Source organism: Stenotrophomonas sp. YJH_SMC_16 (assembly GCF_059367875.1).
In genome coordinates, this window is record NZ_JCAFRH010000001.1 from 428,050 (window position 1) to 448,391 (window position 20,342).

At 66.7% G+C, this 20,342-nt stretch carries 18 protein-coding genes; 6 read left to right on the forward strand and 12 right to left on the reverse strand.

Annotation, left to right across the window (positions count from 1 at the left end; all coding sequences use genetic code 11):
- Positions 1-41: 41 nt before the first annotated feature.
- From rodA to AC5P6E_RS01865, 5 genes are all read right to left on the reverse strand, one after another.
- The gene (gene rodA / locus AC5P6E_RS01845; RefSeq protein WP_010481418.1) at positions 42-1,154 is read right to left on the reverse strand and encodes a rod shape-determining protein RodA; all 1,113 of its coding nucleotides are present in this window, start codon (positions 1,152-1,154) and stop codon (positions 42-44) included.
- Complete coding sequence (mrdA, locus tag AC5P6E_RS01850) at positions 1,151-3,229, reverse strand: penicillin-binding protein 2 (RefSeq protein ID WP_010481416.1); 2,079 nt, start codon at positions 3,227-3,229, stop codon at positions 1,151-1,153. The genes rodA and mrdA overlap by 4 nt, the downstream gene beginning before the upstream one ends.
- Positions 3,230-3,232: 3 nt before the next feature.
- Positions 3,233-3,718: a rod shape-determining protein MreD gene (gene mreD, locus AC5P6E_RS01855; protein ID WP_191863197.1), complete on the reverse strand. Its 486-nt coding sequence runs from the start codon at positions 3,716-3,718 to the stop codon at positions 3,233-3,235.
- Entirely contained in the window at positions 3,715-4,812 is a 1,098-nt protein-coding gene (gene mreC / locus AC5P6E_RS01860) for a rod shape-determining protein MreC (protein ID WP_049481455.1), read from the reverse strand. Before mreC ends, mreD begins: the two co-directional genes overlap by 4 nt.
- A 121-nt stretch (positions 4,813-4,933) precedes the next feature.
- Positions 4,934-5,980 (reverse strand): rod shape-determining protein, encoded by a 1,047-nt coding sequence (locus AC5P6E_RS01865; RefSeq protein WP_005419402.1) that lies wholly within the window; start codon positions 5,978-5,980, stop codon positions 4,934-4,936.
- Between the two features lie 283 nt (positions 5,981-6,263).
- On the opposite strand from AC5P6E_RS01865, the gene AC5P6E_RS01870 reads away from it, so the two are divergent.
- Entirely contained in the window at positions 6,264-7,202 is a 939-nt protein-coding gene (locus AC5P6E_RS01870) for a carbohydrate kinase family protein (protein WP_010481412.1), read from the forward strand.
- 186 nt (positions 7,203-7,388) lie between these two features.
- Here the strand turns inward: AC5P6E_RS01870 and AC5P6E_RS01875 are convergent, their stop codons facing one another.
- From AC5P6E_RS01875 to ubiE, 4 genes are all read right to left on the reverse strand, one after another.
- Entirely contained in the window at positions 7,389-8,012 is a 624-nt protein-coding gene (locus tag AC5P6E_RS01875) for an HAD family hydrolase (RefSeq protein WP_010481411.1), read from the reverse strand.
- Positions 8,012-8,743: a hypothetical protein gene (locus tag AC5P6E_RS01880; protein WP_109814554.1), complete on the reverse strand. Its 732-nt coding sequence runs from the start codon at positions 8,741-8,743 to the stop codon at positions 8,012-8,014. The genes AC5P6E_RS01875 and AC5P6E_RS01880 overlap by 1 nt, the downstream gene beginning before the upstream one ends.
- 127 nt (positions 8,744-8,870) lie before the next feature.
- Complete coding sequence (locus AC5P6E_RS01885) at positions 8,871-10,799, reverse strand: M1 family metallopeptidase (RefSeq protein ID WP_019337677.1); 1,929 nt, start codon at positions 10,797-10,799, stop codon at positions 8,871-8,873.
- Between the two features lie 246 nt (positions 10,800-11,045).
- On the reverse strand, positions 11,046-11,807 hold the full coding sequence (ubiE, locus tag AC5P6E_RS01890; RefSeq protein ID WP_005411082.1) for a bifunctional demethylmenaquinone methyltransferase/2-methoxy-6-polyprenyl-1,4-benzoquinol methylase UbiE: 762 nt from the start codon (positions 11,805-11,807) through the stop codon (positions 11,046-11,048).
- A gap of 80 nt (positions 11,808-11,887) precedes the next feature.
- Here ubiE and AC5P6E_RS01895 point away from each other — a divergent pair, with 80 nt between their 5' ends.
- The 5 genes from AC5P6E_RS01895 (at position 11,888) to AC5P6E_RS01915 (ending at position 14,259) form a co-directional block, all read left to right on the forward strand.
- Complete coding sequence (locus AC5P6E_RS01895) at positions 11,888-12,340, forward strand: nucleoside deaminase (protein WP_005411083.1); 453 nt, start codon at positions 11,888-11,890, stop codon at positions 12,338-12,340.
- Positions 12,341-12,538: 198 nt separating this feature from the next.
- A complete protein-coding gene (locus tag AC5P6E_RS01900; protein ID WP_010481405.1) occupies positions 12,539-12,799 on the forward strand; it encodes a hypothetical protein in 261 nt (86 codons plus the stop codon).
- 74 nt (positions 12,800-12,873) lie between these two features.
- Complete coding sequence (locus tag AC5P6E_RS01905) at positions 12,874-13,209, forward strand: hypothetical protein (protein ID WP_005411085.1); 336 nt, start codon at positions 12,874-12,876, stop codon at positions 13,207-13,209.
- A 67-nt stretch (positions 13,210-13,276) separates the two neighbouring features.
- Positions 13,277-13,699 carry a low affinity iron permease family protein gene (locus tag AC5P6E_RS01910; RefSeq protein ID WP_010481401.1) on the forward strand — a complete coding sequence of 141 codons (423 nt, stop codon included), beginning with the start codon at positions 13,277-13,279 and terminating at the stop codon, positions 13,697-13,699.
- 107 nt (positions 13,700-13,806) lie between these two features.
- Positions 13,807-14,259 (forward strand): REP-associated tyrosine transposase, encoded by a 453-nt coding sequence (locus tag AC5P6E_RS01915; RefSeq protein ID WP_329834985.1) that lies wholly within the window; start codon positions 13,807-13,809, stop codon positions 14,257-14,259.
- 108 nt (positions 14,260-14,367) lie between these two features.
- On the opposite strand, the gene smeF is transcribed toward AC5P6E_RS01915, so the two are convergent.
- The 3 genes from smeF to smeD all read right to left on the reverse strand — a co-directional run bounded on the left by smeF (position 14,368) and on the right by smeD (position 20,170).
- Positions 14,368-15,753, reverse strand: a complete 1,386-nt coding sequence (smeF, locus tag AC5P6E_RS01920; RefSeq protein ID WP_495230635.1) for a multidrug efflux RND transporter outer membrane subunit SmeF — start codon at positions 15,751-15,753, stop codon at positions 14,368-14,370.
- A gap of 97 nt (positions 15,754-15,850) precedes the next feature.
- Positions 15,851-18,973, reverse strand: coding sequence for a multidrug efflux RND transporter permease subunit SmeE (smeE, locus tag AC5P6E_RS01925; RefSeq protein ID WP_312720061.1), 3,123 nt, complete (start codon positions 18,971-18,973; stop codon positions 15,851-15,853).
- Positions 18,974-18,985: 12 nt separating this feature from the next.
- Entirely contained in the window at positions 18,986-20,170 is a 1,185-nt protein-coding gene (gene smeD / locus AC5P6E_RS01930) for a multidrug efflux RND transporter periplasmic adaptor subunit SmeD (RefSeq protein WP_049413310.1), read from the reverse strand.
- Between the last annotated feature and the right edge of the window lie 172 nt (positions 20,171-20,342).

Consider the following 20,342-nt stretch of genomic DNA (forward strand, 5'->3'; position numbering starts at 1 on the left):
CGCTTGCGTGAAGCTGTCATGGTGGTCCTGCGCAGCCGGTGTTACCCGTAGCCGCCGTGCACCGGGTTGTGACTGCGCACGGCCATCACCAACCCGAAGCCGGCCAGCAGTGACACCGCCGAGGTACCGCCGTAGCTGATCAGCGGCATCGGCACGCCCACCACCGGCAGCAGGCCGGAAATCATCCCGCCGTTCACCAGTACATAGACGAAGAACGCCAGGCCGGTAGCGCCGGCCAGCAGGCGCGAGTACGAATCGCGCGACTGGCTGGCAATCCACAGGCAACGCCCGATCACCACAAGGTACAGCGCCAGCACGGTGGCCACGCCGATCCAGCCGAATTCCTCACTCAGCACCGAGAACGCGAAGTCGGTGGTCTGCTCGGGAATGAAGTTCAAGTGCGACTGCGAGCCTTCGCCCCAGCCCTTGCCATCGAAGCCGCCGGAACCGATCGCGATCTTCGACTGGATGATGTTCCAGCCGGCCCCCAGCGCATCCATCTCCGGGTCCAGGAACATCATGATGCGGTCCTTCTGGTACGGCCGCAGCAGCCAGAACCAGGCCACCGGCGCAACCGCGGCCACGCCGCCCACACCCAGGCCGACCCACCACCACGGCAGGCCTGCCAGCAGCAGCACGAACACGCCGCTGGCGGCGATCAGCACACCGGTGCCGAAGTCCGGCTGCAGCATCACCAGGCCGGTTGGTACGCCGATGATGACCAGGGCCACGAGCACGGTGTTGAAGCGCGGTGGCAACGGCATCTTGTGCAGGTACCAGGCCACCATCATCGGCAGGCTGACCTTCAGCAGCTCGGCCGGCTGCAGGTAGAAGAATTTCAGATCCAGCCACTGCCGGCCGTATTTGCCGGTACCCAGCACAAACACCGCCAGCAGCGGGATCATCGAGATTGCGTAGATCATCGGCGTGGCCGAGCGGATCCGCAGGATCGGTACCCGCGAGATGCCCCACAACGCGGCCATGCCCACTGCGAAGCGCGCGCCCTGTGCCATCACCAGGCCGTCGCCACCGGCACTCTTCAGCGTGGCCAGACCGATCACCATCAGCGCGCCCAGGGCCAGGCACAACACCCAGTCCAGCGTGCTGAAGAAGCGACGCAGCATGTCGCCGGCCCAACGCAGAAACACTCTCATCGTGCGGGCTCCACGGTGGTCGGGCGTGGCGTGGCCGGCAGCGCGGCCGCAGCCGGCGCCCCCGGCTGCGGCGGTGCGGGTGCCGGTTCCGGCGCGGGCACGCCGACCAGCACCGGGTGCTCGCCCAGCTGTGCCGCAGCAAGGTCACCGGCCTGGCGCGCGCCCACATCTTCGTTGTCGAACGCGGTGGCACCGATGGCGGTGGTGCCGCGCTCGCTGTCCAGCGGCTGCATGCCTTCAGGCATCTTGCCCAGCAGATAGGCGTCGAACACCTTGCGTGCGATCGGCGCAGCCGCCGCACCGCCGTAGCCGCCGCCCTCCACCGCGATCGCCAGCGCGATCACCGGCTGGTCGACCGGCGCGAAACCGACGAACAGCGCGCGGTGGCGCAGGTGCATCGGCAGGCTCTTCGGATTCACCGCGGCCGTGCCCTTGCGGCTGACGACCTGCGCGGTACCGGTCTTGCCGGCCATCGTATACGGCGCGCCGGCGGCCATGCGGGCTGCGCTGCCGCCAGGCAGCATGGTGGCCATCATGCCTTCGCGCACCGCCTGCAGATTGTTCGGGTTCGGGCTGACCGGTTTGCTTTCGCCCGGGTCGGTCGCCATCCAGTCATGGTCGAACCCCGCACGCTGCTGGATCACCAGATGGGGCGTGCGCAGCTGCCCGTTGGCCAGCCCACTGACACCCCGCGCCAGCTGCAGCGGGGTGACCTTCCAGTCACCCTGGCCGATGCTGATGTTGACTGTATCGCCCGGATACCAGGCCTCCTTGCGGCTCTTCCGCTTGTAGGCCGGCGACGGCAGGATGCCGCCGATCTCGCCGGTCAGGTCGATACCGGTCGGCTGGCCGAAGCCGTAGTACTCCATGTAGTGGTCGAAGCGCTCGATGCCCAGGTCCAGCGCCAGCTTGTAGTAATAGGTGTTGACCGACTGCGCGATGGATTTGCGCAGGTCGGTCCAGCCATGCCCACCGCGGTGCGAGTCACCCCAGCCACGCGAGGTGCCGGGCAGGTAAAACATGCCGGTGGACAGCACCTTGTCTTCCGGGCGGCGTACACCCGAATCCAGGCCGGCCAGGCCGATCAGCGGCTTGAGCGTGGAACCGGGCGCGACGCCACCGAGTACCAGGCGGTTGAACTGCGGCCGCGACGGGTTGTCGTTCAGCGCCTTGAAATCGGCATGCGAGATACCGTTGACGAACAGGTTGGGGTCGTACGACGGCAGGCTGACCATCGCCAGCACTTCGCCGGTACGCGGGTCCATCGCCACGGCCGAGCCTTCCTGGTCGCCGAACGCGGCCACCATGGCGCGCTGCAGGTCGGCGTCGATCGACAGCCGCAGGTCGGCGCCGGACTGCGCGGCAACGCGGCCGATGGTGCGGATGGCACGGCCCTGCACGTTGGTCTCGACCTGCTCGTAGCCGACCTTGCCGCGCAGCTGCTGCTCGTAATAGCGCTCCAGGCCGGACTTGCCGATGTGGGTCAGCGCGGCATTGCCTTCGCCGAGGATCTCCAGATCCTTGTCGTCGACACGGCCGACGTAGCCGATGATGTGCGCGAACAGGTCGCCATACGGGTAGCGCCGGGTCAGGTAGGGCTCCAGCTCGACGCCGGGGAAGCGCCAGCGGTCGACGGCGAAGCGCGCCATCTCCTCGTCGCTCATGCGCAGCTTCAGCGTGACCGGCAGGAACTTGCGGCGCGCCTTGCGCGACTTGTTGAACGCTTCCAGCTCTTCCGGGCTGATGCTGATGATCTTCGCTAGCCCTTCCAGGGTGGCGTCCATGTCCTTGACCTTGTCCGGGGTCACGTCCAGGCGGAACGCCGGCACGTTCTCGGCCAGCAGGCGACCGTTGCGGTCGTAGATCATGCCGCGCCCGGGCACTACCGGCCGCGGCTTGATGCGGTTGGCTTCCGAGCGCGTGGCGTAGACGTCGTGGTCCAGCACCTGCAGCTTGAAGTACCAGCCGCCCAGTCCCAGCAGGCAGACCAGCACGCCCAGGAAACCCAGCGCCGCGCGGCGGCGGAACTGTTCGGCTTCGGCGTGCGGATTCTTGACCTGGCGGCGCGGGATCATGGCTCAGCGCCCGCGCTTGCCGAAGCGCACCGCATCCAGCAGCACGAACACCAGCGGCCACAGGCCCATGCCCAGCAGCGGCGCCCACCAGTACGACCACGGCAGGGTGGGTTCACCCACCAGGATGTGCACCAGGGCGCTGACGATGCGATCGTTGAACAGCAGGCCGCCTATGGCCAGCATCTGCTGCGACATCGGGAAGAAGCGGATGCGGGCGCGGAAGCGCTGCAGGATGAAAGCCAGCATCACCAGGCGCAGTGCCTGTTCGCCCAGCACCCCGCCGTACAGCAGGTCGGCGATGACGCCACTGGCGAAAGCGACGCCCAGGCCGACGCGCTCAGGCGCTTCGATCACCCAGTACGCCAGCACCAGCGCCAGCCAGTACGGGCGCAGCGGCTGCAGCAGCGCCGGCAGCGGCAGCAGGCCCAGCAGCAACGCCACCACCAGGCTGGCCGGCAGCACCCACCGATTGTCGCGCAGGCGGCTCATCGCTGGGCCTCCGGCGTGGTCGGTTGCCGGCCAGCGGCCGGCACTACCGGAGCAGCAGGATCAGGGGAGGATGCGGGGGCAACAGACCTCGTTTGCGACGAGGGCTGTTGCCGGCCAGCGGCCGGCACTACCGGGGCGCTGACCGGAGCTGGCGTCGTTGCCGCTGGCGCGGTTCCCACGGGCACGGTGGCGCCGGTGGCCGGGCCACCCGGGGCGGTTTCTTCCAGCTGCAGGCGCAGCTCCGGCGGAATGCGGATCGCCGCGCCCGGGCGCAGCAGCAGCACGTCGCGGCCGCGGTCGAGCTGCGCCGCCGGCTTCAGTTCGCCGACCAGGAACGCATGGGTGTCGTCCGGTCGCAGGCCGGTGATGGTGCCGACCGGGAAGCCGGCCGGGAAACGACCGCCAAGACCGGAGGTGACGATCTCATCGCCCACTTCCACCCCGGCGCTGAGCGGAATATCGCGCAGTTCCAGCGTGTCGCCGCGGCCATAGACGATCAGGCGAACGCCGTTGCGGGCCACGGTCACCGGCACGGCATGGTCAGGGTCGGTCAGCAGCAGCACGGTAGAGGTGCCGCCGGTGACGCTGATCACCTGGCCCATCAGGCCGCCGGCGTCGATCACCGCCTGGCCGACATGCACGCCCTCGCGGCTGCCGGCATCGAGTACCAGGCGCTGTTTGACCGGGTCCAGGTCGATGTCCAGGATCGGCGCCAGCTGCACGTCCAGGCCACTGCGCTCGGCCACGTTCAGCAGTTCGCGCAGCTGGGCATTGTCCAGTGCGGCGGTCTGCAGGCGGGTCAGGCGCGCGTTGGCCAGCAGCAGCTGGTTGCGCAGTTCGCGGTTCTCGGCGACCAGCTGGCTGTGGCTGGCGGCAGAATCCTTGACCTGGTTGCCGAGCTTGCCGGGCAGGCCGGCCAGTGCCCAGACCGGCTGCACCAGGCTGTTGGCCTGCTCGCGCAGGCGCGCCAGCCAGCCGGCCTGGTCATCGAGCACGATCAGCGTGATGGCCAACGCGAGATAGGCCAGCAACCGCAGGGGGCTGGCGGCATCACCGGATCGGGAGGCGACGGGAGGACCGGCGTAGGGCGGCACGGCAACGATTCAACTGGCAGAAGGCGGAAGGGAAACACGCGGGCGCCCCGCCGGTGCCGGCCCGCCATCACGGCGGGCCGCACCCCGGAAGGGCGCGGCGGGCAGGAACGGCCGGGACGGCTTATTCCGGCGCAAAGAACTCGTTGCCGTGCATGTCCACCAGCTCCAGCGCACGACCGCCGCCGCGGGCCACGCAGGTCAGCGGATCGTCGGCCACCTGCACGTGCAGGCCGGTTTCCTCGGAGATCAGGCGGTCCAGGTCGCGCAGCAGGGCGCCGCCACCGGTCAGCACGATGCCGCGCTCGGCGACGTCGGCGCACAGTTCCGGCGGGGTCTGCTCCAGCGCCAGCTTCACCGCGCTGACGATGCCCGACAGCGGTTCGTGCAGGGCCTCGAGCACCTCGTTGGAGCTGATCTTGATCATCTTCGGCACGCCCTCGGCGAGGTTGCGGCCGGAGATTTCCATCTCGATCACTTCCGCCTGCGGGTAGGCACAGCCCAGCTCGACCTTGATGCGCTCAGCGGTGGCTTCACCGATCAGCATGCCGTGGTTGCGGCGCACGTAGTTGGTGATCGACTCGTCGAAGCGGTCGCCACCGATGCGGACCGACGCCGAGTAGACGATGCCGTTGAGCGAGATCACCGCCACTTCGGTGGTGCCGCCGCCGATGTCGATGACCATCGAGCCACGCGCTTCAGTGACCGGCATGCCGGCGCCGATCGCGGCCGCCATCGGTTCTTCGATCAGGAACACGTCACGGGCACCGGCTTCCTCGGCCGATTCCTTGATCGCGCGGCGCTCGACCTGGGTCGAGCCGGCCGGCACGCAGACCAGCACGCGCGGGCTCGGGCGCAGCACGCGCGATTTGTGCACCTTCTTGATGAAGTGCTTGAGCATCGCCTCGGTATAGGTGAAGTCGGCGATGACGCCGTCCTTCATCGGGCGGATGGTGGTGATGTGGCCCGGGGTACGGCCCAGCATCTGCTTGGCTTCGGCGCCTACGGCTGCCACCGAGCGGGTGCCACCGATGGCACGGTCCTGACGCACGGCCACGACCGATGGCTCGTTCAGCACGATCCCCTGCCCGCGCACGTAGATGAGGGTGTTGGCCGTGCCCAGGTCGATGGACAGGTCGTTGGAGAACATGCCACGGAGTTTCTTGAACATCTGAGGAAGGAGTCCTGAGGGGTGTCGTGCCCGCCGCGGGATGGCGAAAAAATGGGCAGAAATCGAGGCCGACAAGCCTAGCAACCCGCCTGCCGCCGAGCAAGGAAAAAACTAGCTGAACCCGCGTCTTCACAGGCTTTCGGCCTGATCGGGTCTCACCCGGTTCTGGCCCTGAGCGGCACCAGCGGGTAACCTTTGCGCCGTCGGGCGCCCAAGGGCGCCGTTTGCTTGCCCGCCGAACCGGGCCGGCCCACCCCAAAATTCACCGCATAGGCTTACATCGATGTCCGCTCTGATCTGTGGTTCTCTTGCCTTCGACACCATCATGGTGTTCCCGGACCAGTTCAAGAATCACATCCTGCCGGACAAGGTGCACATCCTGAACGTGTCCTTCCTGGTCCCGCGCATGCGCCGCGAGTTCGGCGGCTGCGCCGGCAACATCGCCTACAACCTGCACCTGCTGGGCGGCCAGCCGATCCCGATGGGCACCGTGGGTTCGGACTTTGGCCCGTACCGTGAGTACTTCGAAGGCCTGGGCATCGACCTGTCGCGCGTGCGCGTGATCGATGAGCTGTTCACCCCGCAGGCGTTCATCACCACCGATCACGACAACAACCAGATCACCGCCTTCCACCCGGGCGCGATGATGCGTTCCTACGAAAACCACGTGCGTGGCGTACCGGGCGTGACCCTGGGCCTGGTCGGCCCGGACGGCCGCGAAGGCATGATCCAGAACGCGCAGGAATTCCACGAAGACGGCATCCCGTTCATCTTCGACCCGGGCCAGGCCATGCCGCTGTTCAACGGCCCGGAACTGCGCGAGTTCATCGAGCAGGCCGACTACGTGGTGGTCAACGACTACGAGTCGAACCTGCTGCAGGAACGCACTGGCTGGGACGAGAAAGAGATCGTCAGCCGGGTCAAGGCCTACATCACCACCCGCGGCCCGAAGGGCGCGGTCATCCACACCCCGGAAAAGAGCTACGACATTCCGCCGGCGCATGAGCGCCGCGTGGTCGACCCGACCGGCTGTGGCGACGCCTTCCGCGCCGGCCTGATCTACGGCATCCAGAAGGGCTACGACTGGCTGACCATCGGCCGCATGGGCAACCTGATGGGCGCGCTGAAGGTCGAGCACCCGGGCACGCAGAACCAGCGCTTCACCTTCGATGAGTTCAACGAGCAGTTCAAGCAGCAGTTCGGTTACGCGCTGAGCGCGTAACCGAACTGCCCGCACATCTGATCGGTGGGTGTCGACCTTGGTCGACACTGCCGGCCAGCGGCCGGCACTACCGGAACCTCCGACCGACACGTGGCCTGCTCTCTGTAGAGCCGAGCCATGCTCGGCTTGCGCGCGCCAGCGCGATCTGACCGGAGGAGAGCAGCCGAGCGTGGGCTCGGCTCTACATCAGCAAGCGCCCTGCCAGGCAGCCAGCAAGGCGCGGCAATCAGCGAAATGCCAGTCGGCACGGCCCGGCCATGGGTTTTCCGGCAGGTTGACCAGCACGGTATGGGCGCCGGCCGCACGGCCGCACTCCAGGTCGTAGGCGTGGTCACCGACCATCACCGCCTCCGCAGCCCCGATCCCCCAACGCCGCAGATGCTGCTGCAGGCCATCCGGTGAGGGTTTGGGCACCGCTTCATCGCGGCCGATGATGTCGGCATCGTCGAACAACGCCCCGACCCCGATCGCGTCCAACGTCAGCTTCGCCAGCGCATGATCATTGCGGGTCAGGATGCCGAGCCGGCAGCCTGCCGCCGACAACGCGCGCAGCAGCTTCAGCGCACCCGGTGCCGGCAGTGCGTCCTCGGCCAGCGCGCGCTCATGATCCAGCAGCCACTCGCGCTTGGCCTGCGCCGGTGCGTCCGGCAACGCCGCAATATGGTCAAGGATGTCTTCCTCGGCCGCGATCTCCAGCGCGCGGCGGATCGCGGCGAAATCATGCACGGCGACGGTCAGCGTGCCATCCATGTCGAACACCCAGTGCCGGATCGCGGACAACGCGTGCACTGCGCTGCCCGCCGCAACCATCACTGCCACCACTGCGGCATGCGGCTGGCGTCGACGCCACCGGTTTCGAACACAGCGGTGCGGGTGCCACCGGCCTTGACCGGGAACTCGATGCTGATCGACTTGCCCTTGCGCGCCAGCTTCCACAGCGCCTTCTGGTCGGTGATGAACAGGGCAATGGCTTCATCGGTCTTCGGACGCCACGCCGCCATGGAAATCGGCTTGCCGTCGTCCACGGTTACTTTCACCGTGCACTGCGGGCAACGGAAATCGCCGGCCTGCAGTACCAGATACGCATGCCGCTTCCACTCCGGATGATCGCGGAACACCAGCTGCACCGGCTTGGCGCCGCTGCCATCCACGTCCACCCGTTCCTTGCTGTAGATCTGCGCCGAAACCTGGTTGCCCTTGTTGCCCACCGGGATCTGGTTGTACTGCCACAGCGCCTGCATGCGGCGCAGGTCGCGCGCGGCATCGCCCTTGGCCTTGACCGCGTCGAAACCTGCGGCGATGCGCTCGGCGGCCGCGGTGTCCTTGTACTGGTCCAGCAGCGAGGCACCATGCAGGCGCGCGCGCTCCCAGTCCTGCGCGGCCACGGCCATGTCGTACTGCTTGGCCACGTCTTCGGCCTTGGCCTCCTTCTGCGCCTGCACGGCGGCTGCGGCGGCTTCCTGCGCCTTGCGTTCTTCCTCGGGGTTGCTGCAGGCGGCCAGCGCCAGGGTGCAGGCGGTGAGCAGGATCAGTCGTTTCATGGCGGAGGTCCTTTGCGGGTGCATCCCGATTCTATCGGCAGCGAAAAGCGGATACACCAACGGCGGGTTTCCCCGCCGTTGGTGGTGAAGCAGTGACCGGTTGCCGGCCAGCGGCCAGCACTACCGCTTACTTGGCTTCAGCCTTGGCCAGCATGTCCTGGACCGAGGCGGTGGTGATCGGGTGGTAGCCCGGCTTGGCCTTTTCGAAGGCCTGCTTGGCCAGCTCCAGCCCCTTCGGGGTCTTCACCAGTTCGGCGTAGATCGGCAGGATCAGCTTGCGACGGCCGACGCGCTCGATGAATGCCGCCGCGCCTTCATTGGCCTGCTCGTAGCCGCTGCGGATCGCCAGCGGGTACCAGCGCATGGCGATCTCGCCATTCGGGGTGCCAGTGAAGTGGAAGGCCTTGTCCAGCGTGGCCAGCTTGTCCAGCGGCTGGGTCGCACCCAGGCCGTCGATGAAGCGCACCCATTCCTGCGTGCTCCAGTCGGCGATGACCTGGCTGCTCGGCACGGTGCCGGCGCTGGCGAAGGCGATGCGCGCGGTATCGACGCTGCTGAAGTTGCGCGACTGCGCCTTGGCAGCGAACGCCGGAATGCCCGGCTCGTCCAGCCACGCCTTCAGTTCGGCCTCGGTCACGGCCGAGGGATTCTTCGGCAGCAGGTTCTTCTTCATGTACGCGACGAACTGGTCGGTGTTCGCGCTCTGGAAGGCGTGGTCATCGAACCAGCCGCGCAGGAACGGATCGAAGGTCTCGCGGCCGAAGCGCTGCTCCAGGAATTCCAGGAACCACGCACCCTTGACGTAGGCGACCTGGCTGAGCGCTTCGTCGGGATCACGCTCGTTCAGCGGCGGCAGCGCCAGTGCCTGGTCAGCCGGGCTCATGTCCTTCACTTCGGCCAGCAGGTCGGTCTGGTCGATCTGCTTCTCCATCTCGGCCATTTCCTTGCCGTACAGGGCTTCGGTGATGCGGCCCTGGACGTAGGTGGTGAAGCCTTCATTGAGCCAGATGTCCTTCCAGCTGGCGTTGGTCACCAGGTTGCCCGACCAGCTGTGCGCCAGTTCGTGGGCGACCAGCGAGACCAACGACTTGTCGCCGACGATCACGGTCGGGGTGGCGAAGGTCAGGCGCGGGTTTTCCATGCCGCCGAACGGGAACGACGGCGGCAGCACCAGCATGTCGTAGCGGCCCCAGCGGTATTCGCCGTACAGCTTCTCGGCGGCACCGATCATCTTTTCGGTGTCTTCGAATTCCTTGGCGGCCTTGTTGACCATGGTCGGCTCGGCCCAGACGCCGGAGCGGCCGGAGATCGGCTCGAACACCAGGTCGCCGGCGGCGATGGCCAGCAGGTACGACGGAATCGGCTGCGGCATCTTGAAGGTGTAGTCACCGTCACGCGCGGCCTTCGGATCGTTGTCGGCGCTCATCAGCACCATCACATCCGGGCGCGAGACCACGTGCGCGCTGTAGGTGAAGCGAACGCTCGGGGTGTCCTGCAGCGGCACCCAGGAACGGGCGTGGATGGCCTGCGACTGGCTGAACATGAAGGGCAGCTTCTTGCCCTCGGTCATCGACGGTGCCAGCCACTGCAGGCCCGAGGCGGTCGGCGCGGTGTGATAGGTCACTTCCACCTTGGCCGGCTGTTCCGGAGCCTCGATGGTCAGCTTGCTGCCGAACACCTTGTCAGCGGCGGCCAGCTCGAACTTCAGCGGGCTGCGCGCGCCATCGGCGGCAACGGCCTCAACCTTGGACACGGTCAGCTCGCGGGTGTCGAGCACCAGCTGCTTGGCGTCCTTCTGCTTCCATTCCAGGGTGTAGGTGGCGGTGCCGCCGATCTGCTTCTGGTCGAAGTCCAGCTTCAGATCCAGCGCGATGTCCTTGATGACGACCTTGTCCGGCTCGGCGTACGAGCTTTCGTCGTGGCTGCGGTTCTCGGCGTTCACGGGGGCGGCGGGGGCCTTTGCGGCAGTCGGGGCGGCGGCGGGCGCGGCCGCCTCCTGGGAGCAGCCGGCGGCCAGGGCCACGGCCAGCGGAAGGAGCATCAGCGGATTACGCATGAATCGGGACCGTTACGGGGATCAAACCCCAATGGTACCTCCCTCCGGCCCGGCAGGCGTTGCGCGGTGCGGGGTAATGCGGCCAAGGCCGATCCTGCGGCGGCGCCCCGGGTAGGTGCCAACTTTGGTTGGCACGGATCTTTCATCGCATGTGGCAGGCCCGTGCCGACCAAGGTCGGCACCTACCAGAGCGGATGACCGCAGCGGCCGAGTGCCAACCAGGGTTGGCACCCACCAGGGCAAGGCCTACAGCTTGTAGCCGGAGTGGATCGAAACGATGCCGCCGGTCAGGTTCTTGTAGTGGCAGCGCTCGAAACCGGCCTGCCCCATCATCGCCTTCAGTTCATCCTGCGGCGGGTGCTTGCGGATGCTCTCAGCCAGGTACTGGTAGCTGTCCGAATCATTGGCGAACAACTTGCCCAGCTTGGGCAGGATCTTGAACGAGTGGAAGTCGTAGATCGGCTTGAACCAGTCCGCGGTGACTTCGGAGAACTCCAGCACGCGGGCCTGGCCGCCCACCTTCAGCACGCGGTACATCTCGCGCAGGCCGGCGTCCTTGTCGGTGACGTTGCGCAGGCCGAAGGCGATGGTGACCAGGTCGAAGCTGTTGTCCGGGAACGGCAGGGCTTCGGCGTTGCACTGCACGTAGTCCAGGCCGAGCACCAGGCCGCGGTTGGTCAGGCGGTCGCGGCCGACCGACAGCATGCCGGCGTTGATGTCGCCCAGCACCACCGAGCCCTCGGCGCCGACGCGCTCCTTCAGCAGGGCGGCGATGTCGCCGGTGCCGCCCGCCAGGTCGAGCACGCGGTCGCCCGGCTTCACCTGCGCGGTCGCCACGTAGTAGCGCTTCCACGCCCGGTGCACGCCCAGGCTCATCAGGTCGTTCATCAGGTCGTAGTTGCGCGCGACCGAGGTGAACACCTGGCCGACCAGCTTCTGCTTGTCCTTGGCGGCGACGTCGCGGAACCCGAAATGGGTGGTACCGGCTTTGTAGGGGGATTCGCTCATGGCCCCGATTATCGCACCGCCGGGGGCCAGCGGCACCCCCTGCCCGTATCATGGCGGGCCACGACTTACCGGAGCCCCGCATGATCACCACGCCCGACTACCAGGCCCTGCTGCAGACCGCCATCGCCGAAGCCCGCCAGGGCCTGGCCGAAGGCGGCGTGCCGATCGGCGCGGCGCTGTACCACAACGACGGCCGCCTGCTCGGCTGCGGCCATAACCGCCGCGTGCAGGAGGGCGACCCGTCGGTGCACGGCGAAACCGATGCGTTCCGCAAGGCCGGCCGCCAGCGCCGTTACCAGGACACGATCATGGTCACCACCCTGGCGCCGTGCTGGTACTGCTCGGGCCTGGTGCGCCAGTTCAACATCGGCACCGTGGTGGTGGGCGAATCGCGCACCTTCCAGGGCGGCATCGACTGGTTGCGGGAAAACGGCGTCAACGTGATCGACCTGGACAGCCAGGAATGCGTGGACCTGCTGGGCGGCTTCATTGCGCAGCACCCGGAGATCTGGAACGAAGACATCGGTGAATGATTACCACGCAGTGTCCTGTTGATCCCATTTAATGAACGCTTCAGCGCCGGCACGCCCTAGTGCCGGCAGCGTTTGCGGCCATTGCCGTGAACCCGTGCACAGTCAGCTGCGCAACGTGCACACGCTGCGATAACACCCCGCCCGGCTGCCGCGCCTAGGGTGGGGTTACCGGGACTTCTTTCCCCGGCGGAGCCAGCCATGTGCGCGCACGCCGTACGACCTACGCCTGACCCGATCCTCGACGCCATCCGCAAGCGCCTGCAGCAGCAGTACGCACTGCACCAGCGTGGCGCACTGTTCTGGACTGCCTACCAGGGCCTGCAGCTGGAGCTGGTGCGCGGCCACCCGCTCGACCATGAGCGCCTGTGCAATGCGATGGCCGACATCGCCGAAGATCTCGGTGCCGTCGAGCGTGCGCAGTTGATCGGACATGCCAACGCCAGCTCCACATCGCGCTGACGCGGCATGCACCGCCACATACGCCACACTCCGATGACCCCCACTCCCTTTCCACTCAACCGAACTGGATTGTCATGCACGCTGAAGTCCCCACCATTCCTCCGGTCATCAACGTTGACGCCGAGCTGGATCACTGGCGCCGCCAACATGCCGAAGGCGCACTGCCGCACAACTCGTTCGGCTCGTACGTGCCGTGGATCAAGTTTGCCTGCGATTCGCTGATCACCCAGCCGCGCGCCAGCGAGGCCGAACGTGACGAGATGTTCCAGACCCAGTACGCCCTGCAGATCATGCCGCGACTGAGCGAAGCACAGGCCCGCGAGTTCGTCGACCGTTGCTGGCAGCACGTCTACCAGAGCAGTCCGGTGCGCAGCCTGCAGGCACCGCGCCTGCAGCGCATGCGCGCCTGACTGCCGCTGCACGGCGCCTGCACGGGCCACTGCCGATCATCCTCGTCACCTGAGTGGGACGACGACGATGAAAGCACGCAACCTGTTCAATACGATCGCCAAGAAGGCCGCGGCCGCCACCGGCTCGCCGTGGACCTTCCTGGCCGCAGTAGCGATCGTGGTGATCTGGGGCATCAGTGGCCCGGTGTTCGGTTTCAACGACACCTGGCAGCTGGTGATCAACACCGGCACCACCATCATCACCTTCCTGATGGTGTTCCTGATCCAGCACACGCAGAACGCGGATACCGCCGCGATGCAGATCAAGCTGGACGAGCTGATCCGGGCGACAGCCGAAGCCAACAACGAACTGTTGGATCTGGAAGAACTGGACGAAGCGCGGCTGGAAGAGATCCGCGCCGAATACGAGCGCATGGCCCGCGAGGCCGGTGACGCGCTGCTGCGCGTGCGCGCCTGCCGCGCGGCCCCGCGCGATGATGAAGCGATCTGACGGTAGCGCCGGGCCATGCCCGGCGAGCGCGATACCCGGAAGAATCCCACACGGGCCATCGCCCTCGGCTGATAACGGCGGACATCCCATCAGTGCAGACTGGCGCCATGTCCAGCCGTCATCTGGAACGTGGCCGCCACTCCCATATCGGGGGCTACTACGTCCTCACCACGGTCGTACGCCACCGGCGCCCGGTCTTTGAAGATCCACGTTGTGCAACGTGTCTTGTGGATGCATTGAGGTATGTTGAACGCATGGGCCTCAGTCGGTCCTTTGCTTGGGTCGTCATGCCTGACCATCTGCATTGGCTGATGCAGCTGCGCGACGAATCACTGGCGCGCATGATGGGAACGGTGAAATCCCGCAGCAGCCGGTTGCTGGGGCAGCAGTTCGGCATACAGACGCCTTTGTGGCAGCCGAGCTATTTCGATCACGCGGTACGCAGCGAGGAAGCCTTGAGGCGCCATGCGTTGTACATCCTGGGCAACCCCATCCGAGCAGGATTGACCCTGCATCTCGATGAATATCCGTTTGCATGGTGCCGTTGGCCCATGCGGTAGCGCCTGGCCATGCCCGGCGAGCACGAAGTGCGGTCCGCCCAGCCGTCAGGCATGCAGGAACGAAAGGCCGCCGGGCGTGGCCCGGCGCTACCGGTATCGAATTGCTGCTCAGCTGCGCTCGTGCCAGCCGCCACCCAGCACCTTGTACAGGGTGATGCGGTTGGCCTGTTGCGCCAGCTGGGCCTGCAGCTGGGTCTGCTGCGCGTTGTAGGCGGTACGCCGCGCATCAAGCAGGGTGACGAAGCTGTCCAGCCCCGCGTCGTAGCGGGCCTGCGACAGGCGGTTGGCCTGTTCGGCCGCGTCCACCAGGCGCCGCTGTGAACTCACCTGCTCGTCCAGGCTGACATTCAATGCCAGCGCATCGGCGGTTTCGCGGAAGCCCACCTGGATCGACTTCTCGTACTGCGCCAGAGCGATATCACGATCTGCGTTGGCGATGGCCAGGTTGGCGCGCAGCTTGCCGCCCTGGAAGATCGGCAGGGTGATCTTCGGCAGGAAACTCCATACACGGGTGCCACTGTCGAACAGGTTGGACAGTTCGTTCGAACCACTGCCGATGCTGCCGGTCAGCGAGATGCTCGGGAAGAACGCTGCGCGTGCCGCACCGATGTTGGCGTTTGCGGCCAGCAGCTGGTGTTCGGCGGCCATGATGTCCGGGCGCTGCAGCAGCGCGTCGCTGGGCAGGCCGGCCGGCGGCGGGGCCAGTGCAAGCAGCTGCGGTTCGATGCTGTCCGGCAGCAGTGCCGGATCCAGCTGGCCACCGGCCAGCAGCGCCAGCGCATTGCGGTCCTGGGCCAGCTGGCCACGCAGGCGTGCAGCATCCGTACGTGCGGTCTCGACCAGGGTACGGGTCTGGGTCAGCTCCAGCGCCGAACTGCCACCACGTTCGTGGCGGGCCTCGGCCAGGCGCAGCGAATCCTCGTAGGTCTTCAGCGTGGCCTCGGCGATCTTCAGCTGCTGCGCATCGGCACCATAGGTCAGCCACGCAGTCGCGGTCTCGGCCACCAGGCTCAGCTGCGCGTTGCGGCGGTTGGCGGCCACGGCGAAGTACTGCTGCAACGCCGCTTCACTGAGATTGCGCACGCGGCCGAACAGATCCAGCTCGAACTCGGCCACGCCGACACCGGCGGTGAACTGCTCGGTGACGCCGGCGTCGGTGCCTCGGCGCTCCATCTGGCCGGTGACAGCCACGCCGGGCACGCGGTCGGCGCGTTGTACGCGGTACTGGCCGCGCGCGCGCTCTACATTGAGCACGGCCACGCGCAGGTCGCGGTTGTTCTGCAGCGACTGCTCGATCACCTGCTGCAGGCGTGGATCGGTGAAGAAGTCGCGCCAGCCGACGGCGGCGACATCGGCCACCTGGCCCTGCGCGGCTTCGGCCGGCCACTGCGCCGGAATCGCCGGAGCGACAGCGGTGTTCTTCGGCACCAGAGTGGAGCAGCCGGCCAGCGCGAGCACGCCGGCCAGGGATACAGCAAGAGAAGAGAATTTCATGGCGACACCTTGGGGGTCACGGTGGTAGCGCCGGGCCATGCCCGGCGGCTACGCGGTGAGGCATCCGCCGGGCATGGCCCGGCGCTACCGGATTTCATCACTCGGCGGTCTTGCGCTTGAACACGCGCTGCACCACCACGAAGAACAGCGGCACGAAGAACACGCCGAGCACGGTGCCGACGATCATGCCGCCGAGCACGCCGGTACCGATCGCCTGCTTGGCGCCGGAACCGGCACCGGTGGAGACCGCCAGCGGTACCACGCCCATGCCGAAGGCCAGCGAGGTCATCACGATCGGACGCAAGCGGTCGCGCACGGCATGCATGATCGACTCGATCAGGCTGGCGCCCTTCTCCAGGTTCTCCTTGGCGAACTCGACGATCAGGATCGCGTTCTTGCTGGTCAGGCCCACCGTGGTCAGCATCGCCACCTGGAAGTAGATGTCGCGTTCCAGGCCCTTGAAGGTATTGGCCAGCACGGCGCCGAGAATACCCAGCGGGGCCGCCAGCAGCACCGCGGTCGGCACGCTCCAGCTTTCGTACATCGCGGCCAGGCACAGGAACACGATCATCAGCGACAGCGTGTACAGCAGCGGCGTCTGCGAGCCGGCCTGGCGTTCCTGGTAGGACATCGCCGTCCACTCGATGCCGAAGCCCGCCGGCAGCTGCTTGGCCAACTGTTCGATCTCGGCCATGGCGTCACCGGAGGCCACACCCGGGGCCGGTTCGCCCTGGATTTCCATTGCCGACACGCCGTTGTAGCGCTCCAGGCGCGGCGAACCGTAGTCCCAGTGCTTGGTGGCGAACGCGCTGAACGGCACCATCTCGCCCTTGTCGTTCTTCACGGACCAGAGGTCGAAGTCTTCCGGGACCATGCGGAACGGCTGGTCAGCCTGCACGAACACGCGCTTGACGCGGCCGCGATCGACGAAGTCATCGATGTACGAGCTGCCCCACGCGGCGGCCAGGGTGCCGTTGATCTGGTCGATCGACAGCCCCAGCGAGGTCGCCTTGGCCGCATCGATGTCGATGCGGAACTGCGGCGTGTCTTCCTGGCCGTTCGGGCGCACGTTGGCCAGTTTCTTGCTGCCGGCGGCGAGGCCGAGCAGCTGGTTGCGCGCGGCCACCAGTGCCTCGTGGCCCTGGCCACTGTTGTCCTTCAGGAAGAAGGTGTAACCCGAAGCGGTACCCAGTTCCGGAATGGCCGGCGGCGGGAAGGCGAAGATGAAGGCATCCTTGATCTGGCCCAGTGCCGCCATCGCGCGACCGGTGATCGGCATCACGCCATTGTTGGCGTCACGCTCGCTCCAGTCCTTCAGCTTGACGAACGCCATGCCCGCGTTCTGGCCCATGCCGGCGAAGCTGAAGCCTTGCACCGAGAACACCGAGTCCACCGCATCCTTCTCGTTCTGCAGGAAGTGGTTTTCCAGTGCCGCGATCGATTCCAGCGTACGTTCCTGGGTGGCACCGACCGGTGCCTGCACCAGCGCCATCAGCACGCCCTGGTCTTCGTTGGGCAGGAACGAGCTGGGCAGGCGCACGAACAACACGCCCATCAGCACGAACAGTGCCGCCACGATGCCCATGAAGCGCCACGGACGATGGATGATGCCGCGCACGCCGCGCTGGTAGCTTTCGCTGGTGCGGTCGAAGCCGCGGTTGAAGCCATTGAAGAAGCGACCGGCCAGGCCGCGATGGGCGACGTGGTGCTCGCCCTTCTTCAGCGGCTTGAGCATGGTCGCGCACAGCGCCGGGGTCAGCACGATCGCGACCAGCACCGACAGTGCCATCGCCGAAACGATCGTGGCCGAGAACTGGCGATAGATCACGCCGGTGGAACCGCTCATGAAGGCCATCGGCACGAACACGGCCGACAGCACAAGGCCGATACCCACCAGCGCGCCGGTGATCTGGCCCATCGACTTGCGGGTGGCCTCGAGCGGCGACAGTCCTTCCTCGGACATGATGCGCTCGACGTTCTCCACCACCACGATGGCATCATCCACCAGCAGGCCGATCGCCAGCACCATCGCGAACATGGTCAGCATGTTCACCGAGAAGCCCAGCATCGCCAGCACGCCGAAGGTACCCAGCAGCACCACCGGCACGGCGATGGTCGGGATCAGCGTGGCGCGGAAGTTCTGCAGGAACAGGTACATCACCACGAACACCAGCACGATCGCTTCGATCAGGGTCTGCACCACACCCTTGATCGACACGCGCACGAACGGGGTGGTGTCGTACGGGATCTCGGCCTTCAGCCCGGCCGGGAAGAAGCTCTTCATGTCCTCCAGCGCGGCATCCACGCCAGCGGCGGTATCCAGCGCGTTGGCGCCGGTGGCCAGGGTGACCGCCAGGCCGCTGGCCGGCTGGCCGTTGTAGCGGGTGACGAAGTCGTAGGACTCGGCGCCCAGTTCGACGCGGGCGACATCACCCAGGCGCAGCTCGGCACCGTCCTGCGCACCGCGCACGATGATGTTGCGGAACTGTTCCGGGGTCTGCAGGCGCGACTGCGCGTTGATGGTGGCGTTGAGCTGCTGGCCCTTGATCGACGGCGCACCGCCGAGTTGGCCGATGGCGACCTGGGCGTTCTGTGCCTTGACCGCTGCGGTCACTTCCGCGACCGACAGGCCATAGGTATGCAGCTTGTTCGGGTCCAGCCAGATACGCATGGCGTACTTGCCACCGAACACCTGGATGTTGCCCACGCCCGGCACGCGGCTCAGACGGTCGACGACATTGGAACCGACGTAGTCGGCGATGTCGTTGGCGTCCATGCTGCCGTTCTCGGAAACGAACGCGATGACGTTCAGGAAGCCCGAGCTGGACTTGGCCACGTTGATGCCCTGCCGCTGCACTTCCTGCGGCAGCAGCGGCATCGCCAGCTGCAGCTTGTTCTGCACCTGCACCTGGGCGATGTCCGGGTTGGTGCCGCTCTCGAAGGTCAGGGTGATGGTGGCCTGGCCGTTGGACGAGCTGTTGGAGGAGAAGTAGATCAGGCCATCAAGGCCCTTCATGTTCTGCTCGATGATCTGCGTCACCGAGTCCTCGACCACCTTGGCCGATGCACCCGGGTAGGTGGCGCTGATTTCCACCGCCGGCGGTGCGACGTTGGGGTACATCGAGACCGGCAGCTTGAACAGGGCCAGGCCGCCGGCGAGCATGATGATGATGGCGATCACCCATGCAAAGATGGGTCGATCGATGAAAAAGCGTGCCATGGGGTTCTCCGCTTACTTCGCGTCGCCGGCCGGAGCGGCAGGCTGGGCGGCTGCTGCTGGCTTGGCCGGAGCAGCGCCCTTCTCGGTGGCCTTGACCGGCATGCCGGGGCCGATCTTCTGCAGGCCTTCGACGATGACCTTGTCGCCGGCCTTCAGACCGTCCTCGACCAGCCACTTGTCGCCAACCGTGCGGCTGACCTTGACCGGGCGCACTTCGACCTTGTTGTCCTTGTCGACCACCATCGCGGAGGTGTCGCCCTTCGGATCGCGGGCGATGCCGGCCATCGGTACCAGCACCGCATCGCTGCGCACGCCGCCGCCGATCACTGCGCGCACGTACATGCCCGGCATCAGCAGGCCGTCCGGGTTGTCCACCTTCACGCGCAGGCCGAAGCTGCCGGTGGCCGGATCGACGCTGACTTCGGAGAACTCCAGCGTGCCCTTGTGCTCGAAGGTGCTGCCGTCTTCCATCAGGATGCTGACCGGCAGCGTCTGGTTGTCCTGCAGGCGGCCGGCGGCCAGTTCGCGGCGCAGCTGCAGCAGCTCGGCCGAGGACTGGGTCAGGTCGACATAGATCGGATCCAGCTGCTGCACGGTGGCCAGCGCATTGGCCTGGCCGGCGTTGACCAGCGCACCCTGGGTGACGCTGGACTTGCCGATGCGGCCGCTGATCGGCGCGGTGATACGGGCATAGCCGAGGGTGACGTTGGCCGCATCCAGCGATGCCTTGGCGGCGCCGACGTCGGCCTCGGCCTGCTTCTGCGCGGCCACGGCGTTTTCCAGATCCTGCTGGCTGACCGCGTCGACCTTGGCCAGCTCGGTGATGCGCTTGGCGCTCAGGCGGGCGGCATTGGCGGTGGCTTCTGCGCGGGCCAGCTGGGCACGGGCATTGTTGGCCTGGGCGCGGTAGCTGGCGTCGTCGAGCTGGTACAGCGGCTCGCCGGCCTTGACCATGCCACCTTCCGTGAACAGGCGCTTGGCGACGATGCCATTGACCTGCGGGCGCACTTCGGCGACCAGGAAGGCATTGGTACGGCCCGGCAGTTCGCGGGTCAGGCCCACGGTCTCGGACTTCAGCGTGACCACGGTGACGTCACCGGGGCCCTGTTCGGGGGCCTGGGGTTGGCCGCCGCAGGCAGCCACGGTCGCGGCGATGGCCAGCGACAGCGCGATGGGTCGGATTCGGCTCAGCAACATGACGGAAAGGCTCTCAGGGGAAGGAATCTCAAAACGCGCTGATACAGGCCGAAAGCGCCAGCAGGCAACGCTCACCGGCGGGGAGAAGCAGCCGGCAACGGCCTGCCACGCACACGGCGGGAATGATGGGACGGAAATATACATACATGCGTGTTTGTTTGTAAACAGGTAC

Coding starts and splice junctions, on each gene's coding strand:
- rodA (WP_010481418.1), bottom strand. CDS start 1,154: ATGAGAGTGTTTCTGCGTTGGGCCGGCGACATGCTGCGTCGCTTCTTC.
- mrdA (WP_010481416.1), bottom strand. CDS start 3,229: ATGATCCCGCGCCGCCAGGTCAAGAATCCGCACGCCGAAGCCGAACAG.
- mreD (WP_191863197.1), bottom strand. CDS start 3,718: ATGAGCCGCCTGCGCGACAATCGGTGGGTGCTGCCGGCCAGCCTGGTG.
- AC5P6E_RS01865 (WP_005419402.1), bottom strand. CDS start 5,980: ATGTTCAAGAAACTCCGTGGCATGTTCTCCAACGACCTGTCCATCGAC.
- AC5P6E_RS01870 (WP_010481412.1), top strand. CDS start 6,264: ATGTCCGCTCTGATCTGTGGTTCTCTTGCCTTCGACACCATCATGGTG.
- AC5P6E_RS01875 (WP_010481411.1), bottom strand. CDS start 8,012: ATGGTTGCGGCGGGCAGCGCAGTGCACGCGTTGTCCGCGATCCGGCAC.
- AC5P6E_RS01880 (WP_109814554.1), bottom strand. CDS start 8,743: ATGAAACGACTGATCCTGCTCACCGCCTGCACCCTGGCGCTGGCCGCC.
- AC5P6E_RS01885 (WP_019337677.1), bottom strand. CDS start 10,799: ATGCGTAATCCGCTGATGCTCCTTCCGCTGGCCGTGGCCCTGGCCGCC.
- ubiE (WP_005411082.1), bottom strand. CDS start 11,807: ATGAGCGAATCCCCCTACAAAGCCGGTACCACCCATTTCGGGTTCCGC.
- AC5P6E_RS01895 (WP_005411083.1), top strand. CDS start 11,888: ATGATCACCACGCCCGACTACCAGGCCCTGCTGCAGACCGCCATCGCC.
- AC5P6E_RS01900 (WP_010481405.1), top strand. CDS start 12,539: ATGTGCGCGCACGCCGTACGACCTACGCCTGACCCGATCCTCGACGCC.
- AC5P6E_RS01905 (WP_005411085.1), top strand. CDS start 12,874: ATGCACGCTGAAGTCCCCACCATTCCTCCGGTCATCAACGTTGACGCC.
- AC5P6E_RS01910 (WP_010481401.1), top strand. CDS start 13,277: ATGAAAGCACGCAACCTGTTCAATACGATCGCCAAGAAGGCCGCGGCC.
- AC5P6E_RS01915 (WP_329834985.1), top strand. CDS start 13,807: ATGTCCAGCCGTCATCTGGAACGTGGCCGCCACTCCCATATCGGGGGC.
- smeF (WP_495230635.1), bottom strand. CDS start 15,753: ATGAAATTCTCTTCTCTTGCTGTATCCCTGGCCGGCGTGCTCGCGCTG.
- smeE (WP_312720061.1), bottom strand. CDS start 18,973: ATGGCACGCTTTTTCATCGATCGACCCATCTTTGCATGGGTGATCGCC.
- smeD (WP_049413310.1), bottom strand. CDS start 20,170: ATGTTGCTGAGCCGAATCCGACCCATCGCGCTGTCGCTGGCCATCGCC.